Source organism: Kribbella rubisoli (assembly GCF_004217145.1).
In the GTDB taxonomy this organism is placed as follows: Bacteria; Actinomycetota; Actinomycetes; order Propionibacteriales; family Kribbellaceae; genus Kribbella; species Kribbella rubisoli.
This window is the reverse complement of sequence record NZ_SHKR01000015.1, coordinates 618,398-634,166: the sequence shown is the minus strand read 5'-3', so window position 1 is coordinate 634,166 and position 15,769 is coordinate 618,398. Positions and strand designations below refer to the sequence as shown.

Here is a 15,769-nt window from a genome sequence, read left to right as displayed (position 1 = left end):
CCTCGACACTCATCTCAGGTCCCATCTCCGCGGATGACGGTAGCATCTAGGATTCATCGTTATGGAATGTCACATACCTTGGCAAGAGTCACCGGCGTCGCTCGTCGTACAGCACCGGGTTCCGCGGAGTGTCCGGGATCTGCCCGACCTCGGCACCGGGCATCCACTGGCGGTCGCTGGCCTGGTGGCTGTTCACCGGCTCGGCGACCCGGATGTCCGCGTCCATGTAGATGATCGTCAACACCCGGCGGGGAAGCGTACCGAGGTTCGGGCCCGCATGATGGAAGGTCCAGCCGCGGTGGAAGCTGGCGTCGCCCAGCGCGAACGGTTCGACGACATCCTCGAACTGCTGCTCCGCGACGGCCTGTTTGAGTTTGGCCTCCGACTCGTCGCTGATCTGCAGGTCACGGCCGTAGGAGAAATTGTGACTGCCGCGGGCAAAGCCCAGCGGGCCCATCTCCAGAGGCGTCTCCTGCAGCGGCAACCAGATCGTGCAGACGCGGTCACTGGACAGCGGCCAGTAGTACTGGTCAGCGTGCCAAGGGGTGATACCGCTGCTGGGCTCTTTGTAGAGCGCCTGATCGTGATAGAGGCGGACGGCGTGCACTCCCAGCAGCCGCGCGGCGATGCCGGCGAGTCGCTGGGAGTACACGAGCTCCCGGACTGTCGCGTGGTGCTCCCAGAGGTTCGTCACCTGCACGAAAGCTTTCCCGTACGCATTGCGTTTCTCGAGCGGGAGGTGCTGCGTGTTCAGCCGGATGACCTCGTTGGTGACGGTTGGCTCGAAATGCTCGATGATCTCCGGCGAAAGCACATCCGGCAGATGCACGAAGCCGTCGTGCGCGAAGTCGGCGGCGGCGGTCTCGGCCAGCGGATACGGTCGATCGAGCTCCGTGGAGATTGTCGTGGCGGGAGTGCTCATCAGGCTTCGCTCCTCGAACAGAAGGGCTGGGATCGGCTTCAACCCTTCCACCGGGGTCATCCCGCGGCCACGCAGCCGTTGCCCAGAACTGATACGCAAATGACCCCTGGTCCTTCCGGGCGATTCAGGGGCCCGAGGTGAAGCCACGCCACGAAATGCCGGGCACGCCCGACGGCACCACGTTCAAGTGGTTCATCCGGCGCCAGGCGGCCCTCGACTTCTCCTGGCACTTCCACCAGGAGTACGAACTGACTCTCATCACGAAGGGCGCTGGTACGCGCTACGTGGGTACCAGCGTCCAGCCCTACCAGCCCGGCGATCTGGTCCTGCTCGGGCCAGATCTGCCGCACACCTTCGCGTCCGAACCAGACCCGGAGTGCCCGGCCGAGGCTACCGTCGCGCAGTTCCGCGAGGACTTCCTCGGCCCGGGATTCTTCGCCCTGCCCCAGTTCAGCGACATCGCCGCACTGCTTGCCTCGGCCACACGCGGTGTGTTGTTCAGCCCGGCTCCTGCACGGGTCCAGGACGTCCTCGCGGAACTGCCGACGCTCGACAGCCCGGCTGCTCAGACGATCTGCGTGCTCGAAGCTCTCCAGTTGGTCTCGTGCTCAGCAGAGCGGCAGGCGATCAGTGGCCCGGGCTACACAGCCGGCCCCGATACAGCCCTGCGCAGCCGCATCGACAAGATCTGCGGTTATCTGCGACAGGAACACACCCGCCAGGTCGGGCTGGCGGAGGTCGCGGGTCTGGTCCACATGGCTCCGACGTCGTTCAGCCGATTCTTCCGTCGGGCCATGGGCCTGACTCTCACGGACTACATCAGCCAACTACGGGTGGACACCGCCTGCCAGTTACTGATCACCACCGAGCTCCCGATTACGGAGGTGGCGACTCGAAGCGGTTACGCCAACCTGTCGAACTTCAATCGCCGATTCCGCGAGCTGAAACACCTGACTCCGCGCGACTATCGACGGGCGCACCGTGCCGGCATCGAGTGACATGGTCAGGGTCCCCGGACCGTCGGATCCCACGTCGGATCGACCGGATCGAACGTCGACAGGAGCTCGACAGTCGACCGGCTCGCCGCGGAGTCCTCGATCGCCGACATGATCTTCAGGACGTGCTCGGCGAGGTCGGCCGCCGCGCGGTGCCGACGTTGGTCGCCGATCGCCTGGACCACGTCGACCACGCCGATCCCCCGGCCGGCGGTGGTGCCGACCGCCGGTACCTCCTCCGGCTCACCGGCACCTGGCCGATGCACGAATGACGATCCGCCGAATCCGTTCGAGTCCGGCGCGACGAGCGTGCCCCCGGTCCCGGTCATCTCGACGATCCCAGTACGGCGCAGTGTCGAATCGAAGCTGAACACCGTCGACGTCGACGAGATCAGATTGGCCAGATACTGATCGCTGGCACCGCCACAGCCGACGACGGCCAGCCCGCCCGGACGGCTGGTCATGCGGTGACGTTCCGATCCGCCAGGCCGTTGTCGAACAGCCAGTCGGCGCTGTCGACGAGGGCGGACAGCACATCCGTCGCGCAGGCATCCAACTCGACGATGTGCCACTCTGCCGATGGGCAGGCGGCGATGATGTCGGCGACCGGAAGTGTTCCCGCGCCGAGGGCGGTCATCGGCGCGACCGAGTCGCGCGCCGGGCCGTCCTTCAGATGCAGCAACCGCACCCGATCGCCCAACCGGTCGAGCAGCGTCGGTACATCCTGTCCGCCGACAGCCGCCCAGTAGGTGTCGATCTCAAGAATCATTCCGGCCGGAAGCTCGTCGGCGAAGATCTCCAGTGCGGTACGGCCCTCCAGCTCGGCCAGCTCGAACTGGTGGTTGTGGTAGCCGAAGCGGATGCCTTCGTCGGCGAGCCGTCGACTCAGCTCGCCGAGCTCGCGCGCGTAACCGCGAACTGCGTCGACGTCGGTCCACACGTCGCGGTTGCCGATGGACTGGATGACCGTGTCCGTGCCGAGGGCGCGCGCGGTGGCGACGGCCTCGGCGAATCCTTCGGCCGGCTTGGCGTGGATGCTGCTGACGGTCAGGCCGGCCGCGTCGAGTTCGGCGCGGAGCTGCTCGGCCGGAACGCTGTCGTCCCGGGGCTGTTCGACCGCGCCGTACCCCGCGGCGGCCAGCGCGGCGAACCTGGCGGTGCGATCGGCGGGGTAGTCGCGGAGGGTGTAGAGCTGGGCGCCCAGGGGATTGGTGGTGGGCATGGTGTCTCCGATCGATGGATTCCACCCGGCAGGGATCCGGGTGATGGGGGGTCGGTGGTCAGGCAGCGGGCCGGGTCGCGGCGAGCCAGGCCTGCGCGAGCAAGGCGTGGCCGGCCACGGTCGGGTGCACACCGTCGCCCGCCCAGGCCTTCGGTTCACTGTCGGCGCTGGCGGCAGCGAGCAGGCCGTCCGCCGGAAGGAGCGTCGCGTCGAACTCGGCGGCCAACTGACGGACGCTGATCAGTTTCGGATCGAGGTCGTCGCGCCACGCCCAGATCTCGGGCCGGACCGGGACGAGGAACGGCTCGATGACGATGACCTTCGCGCCCAGTTCCGCAGTACGGCTCAGGATGCTCCGGTAGTTGCTGGTGAACTGCTCGAGCGACGTCACGTCGTCGCTGTCGTAGCGTCGGAGGACGTCGTTGACCCCGACCAGGATCGACACGACGTCGGGCTCGAGGGACACGCAGTCGTCCTCCCAGCGTTCGAGCAGATCGCCGGTGCGGTTGCCGCCGATGCCCCGGTTGTAGAAGTGCAGGTTGTGGCTGCGGTTGGTCGCGGCGAACCAGCCCGCGGCCATTGCCGCATACCCGGAACCGAGCGAGTCGGGGTAGTCGCGGTTGCGGCCCGCGTCGGTGATGCTGTCGCCGATGAACAGCACGGTCGTGTCCCGGCGGAGCGGAATCGTCATGGACAGGCCTTTCGGGTGATCTCGGTCGCCTCGATCGCGACCCTGGTCGGGTGCAGTTCGTCCCTCGTCGACAGCGGCATCGCAGCGCCGGTGACGAGGTAGTTGAGATAGGCGTCGAAGTAGAGGTCGCGGTGCGGCTCGCGCGGCACGCCCGGGTCGTCGTCGATCGGGCCAAGATCGTCCGCACCGACGACCAGCCGGGTCCTCGCGCCGCCGGCCGACACCGCGACGAGCCCGGCGGTGCCAAAGATCCGCAGCTCGTCGTTGCCCCATACCCCGGTCCCCTGTGGGTTGAGGTAGTTGAGAGCGGCGGTCGCGACACCGCCGGACGCCAACGTGAAGTTGAGCGTGGCCGCTGTGGTGAACCGGCCGGACGCCCCGAGTTCACGGCCGCCGAGCCGTGCGCGGCTGCCGGCCACGGTCACGATGCTCTCGCCGGCTACGTGCTCGATGAGGCGGATGGCGTGAATACCGGCCGAGCCGATGAGCCCTCCGTCCACTGCGTCGTCGAGCGGCCGTCCGGAGTGGTACGGGTACGACTTCTGGACCATCACCTGGACGACGGTGCCGATCCGGCCGGACGCCACCAGTTTGCGAACGGTCGCGTACGGCGGCTGGAACGCGGTGCCGGCCATCTCCCGGAACGGCATACCCGTTGTTGCCGCCGTCGCGGTGATCCGGTCGAGCTCGTCCTCGGTGAGGGCGGCCGGCTTCTCGGCGTACACCGCCCGACCGGCGCGCAGACAGGCGATGGCGTCACGCGCCTGGTCCACACGTCGAGGTGAGCACAGCGAGACGAGCTGGACCCGACGGTCGGCAAGCAGCTCGGCCAAGGTCGCGTACGAGCGGATGTCCGGATCGGCCTGCCAGCCGTCCGGCAGCGGCTTCTGGTCGAACCGCGCGACGGCGACCAACCGTGCGTTCGGGTAGCGGTCGCCGCAGAGATCGAGCTGGTGTCCGTTGTGGCCGTACAGGCCCACACCGATGGGTGGGATCACTACTGCTCCGACCCGATTGGCCGCACCACTTCGACCGCGCCCGAACGCTCCGCCCGGCCGGCCGCCTCGAGGACGGCAACGCCGGCGACGATCCGGCGAGTTTCGTCAGCGGAGATCACCGCACCCGACCGGACCGACGAGACGAACTCGGCCAGGTCGTAACCACCGTCGGGGATGTCCGGCACCGAGCAGGTCTCAACGGGTTGGCCCTGCTTTACCAGGATCAAGTCGACCATCCCCGGCTGCTCGGCGCGGGCTCGGCTGACCGTGCCGCGCTCGTAGTGCACCGTGAGCTCGTTGCCGTACGCCAGCCCGTCGTCGACACAGAAGGAGGCGAACACGGTCGCGAGCGCTCCGCCTTGAAACGTCAGCGCCAGTTGAGCGTTGTCCGCCGTCGGCCGCCCGGTGCGGACACGGCTGCTCAGCACCTGCACTCGCTTCGCCGGCCCCATCAGCCGCACCAGATCGTTGACCAGGTACACCCCGAGGCGGGTGATCGGCGCGGCCGGGCAGAGCAGCGGATCGTCGTACCAACTGCCATCCGGCGCCTCCTGGTACGACGCCCACACGGCAGCCTGGGCACCGATCGGCCGACCGAGGTCGTGCTGCGCGCGCCATTGGTCGACGAGTGCGAGCTCGGTCGTCGGGGACGAACTCGGCGAGTTCAAGCGGACCACCACGGCGCGATCCCGGGCCTCGTCGAGGACTGCACGCGCCCGGTCCGGATCGATCTCGAAAGGCTTGGTGGTGACGACGGGTTTGCCGGCGCGGACGATCCGGGACAGCAGGGCGGCGCGGCCCACCGGTGAGGTGAACAGGCCAACGGCGGCGACATCCGGATCCGCCAGGATCTCGTCGAGATCGGCGTAGTGGCGCAGCCCTTGGTCGGCTGCGACAGCAGCGGCCAGATCTTGATCGAGATCACACACCCCGACCAGGTCGATCCGTGGCGAGCCGCCCAGCGTCTGCAGCATGGTCCGACCGAAGCGCAGGCCGACAACCACCATGCGAACTGTCCGTCCGGGCGCGGCCGGATGTCGGTTGATCACGCGCATAGGATAGCGCATCCGCGCTGACTGAATGTCAAATACATCGGCCCGGATGCCTTGGTACCGAGCCAGGGCCTACTGATTGCTAGATTGAGAAGACCAGCACCGCATCCAGCGGCCCCCGACCCGACAAGGACCGCATGTCCGACACGTCGCAGGCCCGAACGGGTGGTGCCACACCCCGCATGGCGCCGAGCGGACTCTACGGCCGGGTGCTCGATGACCTGGGCCGGGAGATCGTGAACGGCGATCTGCCGGCCGGCAGCATCGTGATGGCCGATGCGCTGGGCGCCCGGTTCGAGGTGTCTCGATCCGTGATGCGGGAGTGCTTGCGTGCGTTGGGCTCGATGGGCCTGGTCGAAGGGCGTCCGCATGTCGGCACCCGTGTACTGCCCTTCGCCAGTTGGGACTTGCTGAACCCACAGGTCGTCAAGTGGCGGGCACAGAGCGGCCAGTACGTCGATCAGATGCGACAGCTGCTCGAGCTTCGCCTGGGCGTCGAGCAGGCTGCGGCCCGCTTGGCCGCCGACCGCATCCCGGAGCAGGACGCGGCAGAGATTCGCGCGGCCGCGCTCCGGATGAGGGATGCCCTCGAAGCCGACGACAGCCGCGAGTACTTCGCAGCGGACGAACGCTTCCACCAGCTGCTGCTCAACGGCACCGGCAACCCGGTCATCGCCCAACTGTCAGGTACCGTCGGCGCGGCCTTGCAGGTCAGAAGGCACGACATGCGGCCGGGCATGCACGACATGACCCGACGTTCGGTCGAGCGTCACCTGCAACTCGCCGAGGCGCTCGGGCGGCGGGATGCCGGCGCGGCCCAAGACGCCGCCGCCGCGCTCGTCGAGGAGACCTTGCAGGAGTTCGAAGCGCTGCAGTCGGCCGGGCGCGACAACCCACCGGACCTCAAGAGGTCATCGAGATGACGCTCTTGATATTCGAGCCCGCCTCCATCGCCTCGAACCCGGTTCGCCACTCCTGCAAGGGATAGACGCCGCCCAGCACCGCACCCGGATCGAGGCGGCCGGTGGAGAACAGCTGCAGCAGCCGCTCCCAGGTCGACCAGGTGTGCGAGAACGAGCCGTGCAGCGTCACTGCTTTCGCAACCAGTGGATCAAGGCTGAAGTCCAACGGCTGCGGACCCCAGCCGATCTTCACGATCGATCCCAACGGCCGGACCATGTCCAGCGCCGATCGCAGGGCACTACTGACGCCGGTCGCATCAACGACGAGGTCCGCGCCCAGTCCGTCGCCGTACGAGCGCACGACCGCGGCGGGATCTTCGACCGTCACGTCCACGGTCCTCACCGCGCCCAGAGCCTGTGCCTTCTCCAGCCGCAGGGCGTCGACAGGCGTGCCGAGGACGATCACGGCGCCGGCTCCGCGGAGCCGCGCGACCTGCAGCGACAGGGCTCCGATCGCGCCGATTCCTTGAACGACAACGAGGTCGCCCGGCGTCACCGTCGCTCGCTCGACCAACGCGTTGTAGGCGACTGCGAACGGTTCGGTGAGAGCGGCCTGCTCGAACGACACGTTGTCCGGGATGCGGTGCAGCACCCGAGGTTCGGCCAGCAGGAGTTCGGCGAAGGCGCCGTCCCGGGTGGCGCCATAGCCCTCCCGGTCCGGACACAGGTTGTACCGGCCGGTCCGGCACAAGGCGCACTCGCCACAGATCGATGCCGCGGTCTCGCAGACCACCCGGTCGCCGATCCTCCAACCGCTGACATCGGCAGCCACGTCGACGATTACACCGGCCATCTCATGGCCGAGTACGACCGGCTCCCGCGTCGGCCAACTGTGCGTGTCACGCCACATGTGCAGGTCTGAGCCGCAGACGCCTACCGCTCTCGCCTCGACGAGCACATGTCCTGCCACGAGCTCGGGGGCCGGCAGTTCGCGCACCTCGACAGCCCCGTCGCGACCGGCGTACTTCACCAGGCCTTTCATACGCCCGCAGCCCTTCGCGCCGCTGCGTGAGCGGCCACATGGACCCGGGTCGATCCGTCGAAGTACTTCTGCCTCGCTTCGTGCAGGAACTCGACCGACAGGCGCATTTCTTCCATGCCGTTCACTCCATCCTCGATGCTGATCCAGCCGTCGTAACCGGCCGCCCGGAGCGTCCGGAAGATTCTTGGGTAGTCGTTCAGCCCGCGGCCGATGATGCCGTGCTCGAGCAGTGGCGAGTATCCCAGCGTGCCGTCACTGCTCCGCAGATCGTCCAACGACGCGTCACCGGTCAACCGGCGGTCGGATGCCTGCATCGTGACCACCCGGTCGACAACCCGGTCCAGAAACTCCGCCGAGTCGTCGCCTGCGACGATCGCGTTGGACGGGTCGTACTGCACCCCGAAATGGGCCCGGTCGTCGATCCGGGCCAGGAGGTCCATGAAGACGTCCGTCCGCTGGGCGAACTCCGGATACTCCCATGTGCCGTCCTTGTAATGGTTCTCCAGTGCGAGCGTGACGTCGAGCTCACGCGCCAGCGGCAGCAGGGATTCGATCGCGCTCGCCGCCCACTCCAGTCCCTGCTCCCTGGCCACACCGGGATGCCGCTGACCGGACAGGACACGGGTGCTCGCCCCGGCGCCGCCGAGCCTCGCGGTGATCCGGATCATGTCGGCCTCGGCGTCGACCTCCTCGGCCCGCCGGCCGGCATCGGGGTGGGTGAAGTCCGGGGAGGCGCACAGCATCGGCATCGCGAAACCCGCCGAGGCCAGGTGCTCACCCACCCGGTCGACGAAGTCGTCGGTCGTCTGCCAGAACATTCCCGAGTACAGCTCGAGACCGTCGACGGGCAGCGCCCGCGCCTTCTCGATCCAGTCGTGCACCGACATCGTCCGGTGCACGGCAATCGCCTCCAGGTCGCCCTTGGGGAACACGCTGATCTTCACGACCACCTCTTCCGTCGGCTCTAGGCAGCAATAAGTATGACGTATAGGATTAATACAGCGCCAGACTCTGCCGCGCCGGAACTCGAGAGAAGGGCCGAACTCCATGTCGATCGAAGCCGCTGCGCTGGAGTCGTGGACGACCGCCGTCCTCCGGGCGTGGGGGTACGGCGCGGACGACGGCCGCTTTCTCGCCCGCACCCTGGTCGACGCGAACCTGCGGGGCACCGATTCCCACGGCGTCATTCGGCTGCCCGCCTACGAGCGGAGGATCGCGGCCGGTCTGGTGCAGCCGGATGCGGCGCCGGTGCTGTCCAGTACCGGATCGGTGGTGACCGTCGACGCCAACGGCGCCGCGGGGCAGATCGCTGCCCGGAAGGCTGCCGAGGCGGCTCTGACGCTCAGCAGGTCCAGTGGAGTCGCCGTCGCCACCGTGCGTGGCAGCACCCACTTCGGCACCGCCGGCTTCTACGCCCGCTGGCTGGCCGCACACCACGCCGTCGGCATCGTCGCGTCCAACTCGGAACCGATCGTCGTCCCGTACGGCGGACGCGAGGTACTGCTCGGGACCAACCCGATCGCCTTCGCCGCTCCGACCGGCGACACACCTGTCAGCGTCGACATGGCCACGAGTACCAGCGCGATGGGCAGGGTGATGGTCGCCCAGGCCGCCGGCTCGGCCGTCCCGGACACCTGGGGCGTGGACCGGCACGGACGGCCGACCACCGACGCTGCGGCCGTCGAAGCCCTCCTTCCGCTCGGCGGGCCGAAAGGGTACGGGCTCGGGCTCGCCATCGAGATCCTCGCCGGCCTGCTGAGCGGCGCCGCGGTCTCCCACGAACTGGGCAACATGTACACGGACTTCACCAGACCGCAGAACATCGGGCACTGGTTGCTGGCGATCGACATCGCCCGCTTCACGCCGTACAGCTCGTTCGTGGAACGCATGCGGGCCTTGGTCGATGCGGTACACGCCACAGCGCCGGCTCCGGGCTTCGACAGCGTACTCGTGCCGGGCGAACCGGAGGAGCACACCAGCGAACAGCGTCTGCGTGACGGAATTCCACTCGCGGACGCCACCGTGGACGAACTGCACCTGCTGGGCGCCCGTCACGGCGTCCCCTTCCCGGACACGCGATCGTCCTGATCGACCGCCCTTGCCGAATGGAGCAACACATGTCCTCGTCCATCCGCGATCTGTCCCGCGAGCGCATCCACCGCCCGATCGTCCAGATCTCGCTCGACCTCACCTCCAGGACCGAGGCCCTGCGAACCGCCGCCACCGCCGTCGAAGCCGGAGCCGACTGGATCGAGGTCGGTACTCCGCTCGTGCTGGCCGAGGGCCTGCACGCGGTGCGCGCGCTGCGCAAGGAGTTTCCGTCCCATCCGCTGATCGTCGATCTCAAGACGATGGACGGCGGTTACCTCGAGGCAGAGATGATGGGCGATGCCGGTGCCGACGCGGTCATCGTGATGGGCCGGGCCCACGACGCCACCATCGAGCGGGTGTGCGTGGCGGGTGCCGATTTCGATCTGCTGGTGATGGGCGACGACCTCGGGGCCGACGACCGGGTGGCCGAGGCGGTACGCCTCGAACAGCTCGGTGTCGGAATGGTGATCCACCACATCGGCTTCGACCACCGCGCGAAGCACGCCGGACTGTCACCGCTGACCGACCTACCGGACATCGTGTCCGCCATATCGGTGCCGGTCCAGGCGGTCGGCGGCCTGAGCATCGACCAGGCCATCAGCTGCCCGGCCATCGGCGCACCGGTCGTCGTTTTCGGCGCACCCCTCGCCATCGACGATCAGGCATTCAGTACGGCCGGCGGCGATCTGCTGAGAGTGCTCAGCGAGGCCTGCCGCCGCGTCCACGCGGCTGAGATCCGTTACCCCGAGGCCAGCCGCGGCAGGTCACACTCGTGAACCCCGGCCGTCGCACGACTTCAACCCGACCACTTCGTGCGCCCAGCCTGCGCCGAACACGATCGTCGCGCCCTTCAGGCACGGTGGTGGCGATCCGAGTTCGACGAAGACGCTGGTCAGTGTCCGCAAGAGGTCCTCAATACCTATGCCACCTTGCGCGACCCGTCTCCGCCGCGCCGCCTACGCCCGGGCCAGACCGGACAACGCAGCCAAGACGCCTGCCCGCGGCCTGCAGTCCCGAAACACGGCCCGCCTCAAACGCCTCAGCGCCATCAGCTCGAGGAAACAGCCTGCCGGACGTTGTACGCCGAGTCCTTCGGCGACCTGTTGAGCCGCGAAACGACCCTCGTCCGCCGACCCGGCGCTGCACCGCGAAGACCCGTCGGGCAGACCGGCGAGGTACCGCTACGTCTGTGGCTGCGTCGGAAGCGGATCGCTTGACGTTGTCGACAGCCTGTTAAGCCGGTTCCTGGAGACTGCCCACTTCTTGGGACACCTGCGCGGCCCGCTCCTTCACCGGACCGGCAGCCTCCATCGCCTTGTCCTTGGTGTCCTAGGCAAGCTCGCATTTCCCGCGTCGACGCAGGCAGCGCCGCGGCGACCACCCATCCCGCCGCGAAGGCGATCACGCCGGCTGCCAGCGGCATACTCCGGGTGCCCGCCGGGCACGTGGATGGAGTGCCCACTGATGCGCGCCCGATAAAGCCGCCGCACCTCAGGATCACGCAACCGCACCGCGGCGAACTGCCTGAGTCCCGGAAACCGTGTCCAGAGCACGGTGTCGAGACATCCCTCCAACTCGTCGTCCGGGACCGCCTCTGCCGAGTGATCACGTAGGCCGCCGAGTCGAACACCACCATGCTGACCTCGGGCCGCTCGGCAGTGCTCCGCGAGTGGCGTGATTCAAGCGACGACACCCGGTAGACGACCGAGTGGCCATCCGGCGCGAAGTACACCTGCCCCCGCGGACGACCGTCCAGATTCACGCTCCCGAGAACCATGTATCGATTGCCGTCGATCAAGGACTTAGCCAGCGCGTCGGGTCTCATCCCGGAAGCTAGCTGCCAATCGCCTGAACTTCGACACTCCCGACACTCGACAGTCGACCACCCAAGGAATTGACGAAGGGGAGTCTCCAAGAACCATGTCGCGGCCCTCGGGGGAGACGAGCTCATCGGATCATGTCTCAGGGCACATAGGCGTGACGGCCGATCGCCTCCCCCGGCACACCTCTTTACGCACCTCAATCAGCGCGAGAGGATGGCGAGCGATGAGAACCGCCCGGCACGACGCCATCCCCAAATCCCTTGCTAGTAAGAGGTTATGCTCATCATCCACAAACGGTGATCAACCTCAGCTGGAAATCAGCGGTTACGGGGTTCGGCCGACAGGATCCGAGTCGAGCTCGATGCGTGTGGTTAAGGTGCGTGTCGCTCCTCGAACACTGAAACACTCGCTTCACCCAACCACGCGGCACTCCGGTGCCGCTTCGTTCGTTTCGGGGCAAGTTGCCGGTGCCAACGACATCAGGAGGGCCGATCCGAAACACCTCATTCTATGCACCAGCAACGGCGAAGCCCGCCGAGAGTTCTGCATCCTCGTCCGAGCCTGAGCCACTGGCGGCGCCCCGGCACGACAGTGTACTTCGACTAGATGCTCCGTTGGCGCTGGCGACCTGGCTTGCGACCATCAGGCGCTCAGCGCCCGTTAGCGGCGGCTGGTGCAGCTCTGGAAGCTCGTTATGGTGCCCGGACAAGAGGACGACGCCAATGCCAACGGAGATCGCTGACAGGTGTGCTGCTGTATGGACTTATGCCGCACGACCCAAATCTCCATCGACTCGAGTGAGCCGATGGCGCCTTGGCGCATGGCAGTGAAGAGGCTCGCTGCGCAGGACTTGGCAGAGTGCCGGCGTGGAGAGAAAGTCCACAACCCGGACAAGTTCGTGCAAGGCGTGGACATGCGGGATCCGCATCTCAGCGCGGCGATTCATAACCGATGTAATTGATCGGCATTCAATCATTTGAACCGGGCCAGATCGCCCACGGTCTGCTTCGCGCTGCCCGAGCTGGCATGACAGGCGCTGCGTCAATGCATTCACGTTATCCATCGAGGCAAACTCTGGCGGTGGGCTCCAGCCAGTGGTGTCATCGAGGAATGGTCCCCGATGAGCAATCCTCCGGTAACCGTGGGACGAAGCCGAAGGTCGCGTGCGAGATCCCTCAGTACGTGTGCGATGAGTTGCAGTGGTACAGCACGGCGGCGCTGGTCGCCCGCAACGGTAACTACACGTTGGAAATCATTGCCATTGGCGCAGCGGCGGCAGTGCCCGTCGCCACCGCGGCTGGTTGGGCTCCCTGGCTGGCAGCAACTCTCGGCGCCCTCGCGGCGGTTGCCGGCGGGGCGCGCCACATCTTCGGATGGCAACGCACCGGACCGCCACGAGCCCGGACTCTGGCACACATCAAGACCGAGGTCGCGCTCTTCAACGTCAAGAGCTTGAGTTGTGCCGAGCTTGTCGAGGACGTCGCAGACCTGGTCGAGTGGGAGGTCGCCGAATTCGACCGTACGGCCCACAGATCACCCGCACGCGCGCGCACCGCCGCGGCCTCAGCGCAACGGGATGTAGGACCAGATGCCAAGGCTTAGGTTCGTCACGGAGCAGTTCGCGCCGAATCAGCCGCGCTGGGACGAGCGTATTCGTAGTCCTGTGTTCAGGCTGCACAAATCGTCTGGAAGCTGACTCCGCACGCAACTCCTACAGCAAGGCAATCTGCCATTGCGACATCTTTCCTTGCGTCGCGCACAAACTGATCGACGAGCGGGGACTGCGGCTACTCGTTCGCTTGCTTGTACGTCGCGATCGGAAGGGTCGACGGATTTTCCCAACTCCGCTCGATCGCCAGCAACTTTCACGCAGTTGGTTCCGGACGAGGACTATTTCCCTGTGCGGATGTCGAGCTGGATCGCAACTTCCGGATGTGTTCAGGTATCGAGCAAGGTGAGGAGCAGCCTGGGGCGCCGGCTGGGGGACCTTGGCTCCTGATCGGAGACGGCGAGATCATCTGAGAGGGAGAACCACCATGACGAGCCTGTCGAACGAATTCGTCGAAGAACGAGCCACGTGCTCGACGCCTGTGGATGAAGCATTTGATGTTCGCCGGGTCTGCACGCCTGCCGGTCTTGGAGCTTGCGATGGGGCTTTCCGGGTGACAGCCCGGTGACGCCCAAAATCTAGTCTGCTGACACGTAGACAGGGGGGTTCCTGTGACTGCTTACGTATCTCCAAGGGGGCTGGCGCCGGTTCGGGAGGGCGCCGGCGCGCTCGGTGCCCTGGTTCACGACTCCAACGGTGGAACACAGCTGTGTCTGCTCGGCGGGCCGTTCGTTGTCAGGGGCAACCGCCGTCTAGGTGTGCCGGAGGGAAGTAAGCGGTTGCTCGCGTTCATCGCGCTGCACGACGGAAGGGTCGACCGGCGGCTCACCGCGGGAACTTTGTGGCCCCTCGGCGACGACGATCGTGCCGCCGGCAACCTGCGTTCGTCGCTGTGGCGCCTGAAGGGCGCCGGGATCGACGTACTGCGCGCCGACAAATGTGCGCTGTGGCTCGACCCGGCGATCTCGGTGGACATCAGCACCATCGACAACTGGGCGCAGCGGGTGATCGAGGGCCACGCCTCAGCCGACGAGCTGCGACTCCCGCGCTGGGGCGGAGATGCGCTGGACCTGCTGCCGGGATGGTACGACGACTGGGTCATCTTCGAGCGGGAACGACTTCGCCAGCGAGTGCTGCATGCGTTCGAGGCACTGAGTCGCCAGCTCGTCCAAACCCGAAGGTACGCGCATGCCATCGAGGTGGCACTCGAGGCCGTCCGGGTCGAGCCGTTGCGGCAGAGCGCCCATCGAACGCTGGTCGAGGCTCATCTGGCCGAAGGCAACCTCGTCGAGGCCCGCAGGATCCATCTCGAGTACTGGCGCCTAGTCCGGCGTGAACTCGGAGTCGACCCGGACCCGAACCTCGCCGCGCTGGTCGGACTGGCGAAGGCCCAGGCTCCGTCGGCCGGTCCGTAGACCGGCCCTCCGCACGAGTGGGCCGTGCGGCCACGGCCCACCGTCCTAGCGATGCTCGACCATCCGATCATCGGCTCAGGGCACGTCGTCGACCGAGTCGCCGTGATGCTGACCGCAACCGCAGTCGGGTTCATGGGTGCCCGGATCCGACGGTGTCGTGGGCTTGCATTTCTCGTACTCACACAGAATGTCCTCGACGATGTCCTTGCGCTTGCGCTCACACTCAGCCTTCCGTGCACGGTCCTCGCAGTCGAGCCTGGCCTTACGGCCCTCGAGCTCGATGACGGCCTGCCAGGCGGCGTAGCTGCACTGCATCGCGCGGCAGAGGCAATCGACGTACGCGTTCACCGAGGTGAAACCACCGAAGAGACGGTCACCCTCAAGGCCGAGCCGAACCACCAGATACTTCGCGTAGAGCCGGACCAGCACGTCCTTGTCAGCCGCCTTGCCGACCTGGTCGACGAGATCTCCGACGTCTTTCTTCAGCGTTGTGATCTCGGCCGGGATGGTGTCAAGAAGCTTGATGAGATTCGCGAAGCAGGCCTGATTGGTTGCGGCCGCCTGACGGTACTGATCGATCAGGCCGGCCAGGCTGCTCGTGGTCTCGCTATCGGTTGCCTCGGTCGGGTACGAGCAGTCGCCGACACAGCAACCACCGGTCGTACCGCTGCAGTCCTTGATTGCCTGGTACACCTTGTTGTAGGAGTCGCGAAGGCACTTGCGATCCTCAATGCTGAGTTTGCACAGTGCCTGCTTGACGGTCTCGAGGTCCTGCTTCGCCTTCTCCACATCCGCCTTCGCGTCAGCGCGCGCCTTCGCATAGGCGGCCCGGGCCGACTCGAACTTCTCCTGGTACTTGTCGAGGGCCTTTGCCGACTCCTCCGCGACCTCGGCCTGTCGCTTGTACATCTCGGTGCTGCAGGCGAGCCCACCCGGGTCGCACCCGGCACAGTTACCGGTGGTCTGCGGTGTGTCGGTCTCGGTACCCATCGTCTCCTCCTTCGTCG

15 protein-coding genes are annotated in these 15,769 nt (G+C 66.7%); 6 read left to right on the top strand and 9 right to left on the bottom strand.

The genetic code is table 11. The features are described from left to right. Window positions 1-88: 88 nt before the first annotated feature. Window positions 89-922: a phytanoyl-CoA dioxygenase family protein gene (locus EV645_RS32365; RefSeq protein ID WP_130447833.1), complete on the bottom strand. Its 834-nt coding sequence runs from the start codon at window positions 920-922 to the stop codon at window positions 89-91. A gap of 137 nt (window positions 923-1,059) precedes the next feature. On the opposite strand from EV645_RS32365, the gene EV645_RS32360 reads away from it, so the two are divergent. Further along, window positions 1,060-1,920 (top strand): AraC family transcriptional regulator, encoded by an 861-nt coding sequence (locus EV645_RS32360; protein WP_130447832.1) that lies wholly within the window; start codon window positions 1,060-1,062, stop codon window positions 1,918-1,920. Between the two features lie 5 nt (window positions 1,921-1,925). Here the strand turns inward: EV645_RS32360 and EV645_RS32355 are convergent, their stop codons facing one another. From EV645_RS32355 to EV645_RS32335, 5 genes are read right to left on the bottom strand one after another with little or no spacing between them, the layout of a single operon-like run. Further along, window positions 1,926-2,381: a hypothetical protein gene (locus tag EV645_RS32355; RefSeq protein WP_130447831.1), complete on the bottom strand. Its 456-nt coding sequence runs from the start codon at window positions 2,379-2,381 to the stop codon at window positions 1,926-1,928. Then, window positions 2,378-3,139 (bottom strand): sugar phosphate isomerase/epimerase family protein, encoded by a 762-nt coding sequence (locus EV645_RS32350; protein WP_130447830.1) that lies wholly within the window; start codon window positions 3,137-3,139, stop codon window positions 2,378-2,380. The genes EV645_RS32355 and EV645_RS32350 overlap by 4 nt, the downstream gene beginning before the upstream one ends. 58 nt (window positions 3,140-3,197) lie before the next feature. Further along, the gene (locus tag EV645_RS32345; protein WP_130447829.1) at window positions 3,198-3,830 is read right to left on the bottom strand and encodes an SGNH/GDSL hydrolase family protein; all 633 of its coding nucleotides are present in this window, start codon (window positions 3,828-3,830) and stop codon (window positions 3,198-3,200) included. Next, window positions 3,827-4,828 (bottom strand): Gfo/Idh/MocA family protein, encoded by a 1,002-nt coding sequence (locus tag EV645_RS32340; protein WP_130447828.1) that lies wholly within the window; start codon window positions 4,826-4,828, stop codon window positions 3,827-3,829. The genes EV645_RS32345 and EV645_RS32340 overlap by 4 nt, the downstream gene beginning before the upstream one ends. Next, window positions 4,828-5,877 carry a Gfo/Idh/MocA family protein gene (locus tag EV645_RS32335; protein ID WP_157997208.1) on the bottom strand — a complete coding sequence of 350 codons (1,050 nt, stop codon included), beginning with the start codon at window positions 5,875-5,877 and terminating at the stop codon, window positions 4,828-4,830. The genes EV645_RS32340 and EV645_RS32335 overlap by 1 nt, the downstream gene beginning before the upstream one ends. Before the next feature lie 185 nt (window positions 5,878-6,062). Here EV645_RS32335 and EV645_RS32330 point away from each other — a divergent pair, with 185 nt between their 5' ends. Next, a complete protein-coding gene (locus EV645_RS32330) occupies window positions 6,063-6,803 on the top strand; it encodes a FadR/GntR family transcriptional regulator (protein WP_198681996.1) in 741 nt (246 codons plus the stop codon). Here the strand turns inward: EV645_RS32330 and EV645_RS32325 are convergent. Both EV645_RS32325 and EV645_RS32320 read right to left on the bottom strand, forming a co-directional pair. Beyond that, window positions 6,784-7,824 (bottom strand): zinc-dependent alcohol dehydrogenase, encoded by a 1,041-nt coding sequence (locus tag EV645_RS32325; protein ID WP_130447825.1) that lies wholly within the window; start codon window positions 7,822-7,824, stop codon window positions 6,784-6,786. The two genes, EV645_RS32330 and EV645_RS32325, sit on opposite strands and share 20 nt — an antisense overlap. Beyond that, a complete protein-coding gene (locus EV645_RS32320) occupies window positions 7,821-8,768 on the bottom strand; it encodes a sugar phosphate isomerase/epimerase family protein (protein WP_198681995.1) in 948 nt (315 codons plus the stop codon). Before EV645_RS32320 ends, EV645_RS32325 begins: the two co-directional genes overlap by 4 nt. A gap of 103 nt (window positions 8,769-8,871) precedes the next feature. On the opposite strand from EV645_RS32320, the gene EV645_RS32315 reads away from it, so the two are divergent. The 4 genes from EV645_RS32315 (at window position 8,872) to EV645_RS32290 (ending at window position 14,762) form a co-directional block, all read left to right on the top strand. Next, window positions 8,872-9,912 carry an Ldh family oxidoreductase gene (locus EV645_RS32315; protein WP_130447823.1) on the top strand — a complete coding sequence of 347 codons (1,041 nt, stop codon included), beginning with the start codon at window positions 8,872-8,874 and terminating at the stop codon, window positions 9,910-9,912. Window positions 9,913-9,941: 29 nt separating this feature from the next. Beyond that, complete coding sequence (locus EV645_RS32310; RefSeq protein WP_130447822.1) at window positions 9,942-10,691, top strand: orotidine 5'-phosphate decarboxylase / HUMPS family protein; 750 nt, start codon at window positions 9,942-9,944, stop codon at window positions 10,689-10,691. A gap of 2,157 nt (window positions 10,692-12,848) precedes the next feature. After that, a complete protein-coding gene (locus EV645_RS32295; protein WP_157997206.1) occupies window positions 12,849-13,340 on the top strand; it encodes an SLATT domain-containing protein in 492 nt (163 codons plus the stop codon). A 765-nt stretch (window positions 13,341-14,105) separates the two neighbouring features. After that, window positions 14,106-14,762: an AfsR/SARP family transcriptional regulator gene (locus EV645_RS32290; protein ID WP_157997205.1), complete on the top strand. Its 657-nt coding sequence runs from the start codon at window positions 14,106-14,108 to the stop codon at window positions 14,760-14,762. Between the two features lie 75 nt (window positions 14,763-14,837). Here the strand turns inward: EV645_RS32290 and EV645_RS32285 are convergent, their stop codons facing one another. Beyond that, a complete protein-coding gene (locus EV645_RS32285; RefSeq protein WP_130447818.1) occupies window positions 14,838-15,752 on the bottom strand; it encodes a hypothetical protein in 915 nt (304 codons plus the stop codon). Between the last annotated feature and the right edge of the window lie 17 nt (window positions 15,753-15,769).

What these genes read in the sequence shown, in the direction of transcription:
- EV645_RS32365 (WP_130447833.1), bottom strand. Translation starts at nt 922, where the DNA reads ATGAGCACTCCCGCCACGACAATCTCCACGGAGCTCGATCGACCGTAT.
- EV645_RS32355 (WP_130447831.1), bottom strand. Translation starts at nt 2,381, where the DNA reads ATGACCAGCCGTCCGGGCGGGCTGGCCGTCGTCGGCTGTGGCGGTGCC.
- EV645_RS32350 (WP_130447830.1), bottom strand. Translation starts at nt 3,139, where the DNA reads ATGCCCACCACCAATCCCCTGGGCGCCCAGCTCTACACCCTCCGCGAC.
- EV645_RS32345 (WP_130447829.1), bottom strand. Translation starts at nt 3,830, where the DNA reads ATGACGATTCCGCTCCGCCGGGACACGACCGTGCTGTTCATCGGCGAC.
- EV645_RS32330 (WP_198681996.1), top strand. Translation starts at nt 6,063, where the DNA reads ATGGCGCCGAGCGGACTCTACGGCCGGGTGCTCGATGACCTGGGCCGG.
- EV645_RS32325 (WP_130447825.1), bottom strand. Translation starts at nt 7,824, where the DNA reads ATGAAAGGCCTGGTGAAGTACGCCGGTCGCGACGGGGCTGTCGAGGTG.
- EV645_RS32315 (WP_130447823.1), top strand. Translation starts at nt 8,872, where the DNA reads ATGTCGATCGAAGCCGCTGCGCTGGAGTCGTGGACGACCGCCGTCCTC.
- EV645_RS32310 (WP_130447822.1), top strand. Translation starts at nt 9,942, where the DNA reads ATGTCCTCGTCCATCCGCGATCTGTCCCGCGAGCGCATCCACCGCCCG.
- EV645_RS32295 (WP_157997206.1), top strand. Translation starts at nt 12,849, where the DNA reads ATGGTCCCCGATGAGCAATCCTCCGGTAACCGTGGGACGAAGCCGAAG.
- EV645_RS32285 (WP_130447818.1), bottom strand. Translation starts at nt 15,752, where the DNA reads ATGGGTACCGAGACCGACACACCGCAGACCACCGGTAACTGTGCCGGG.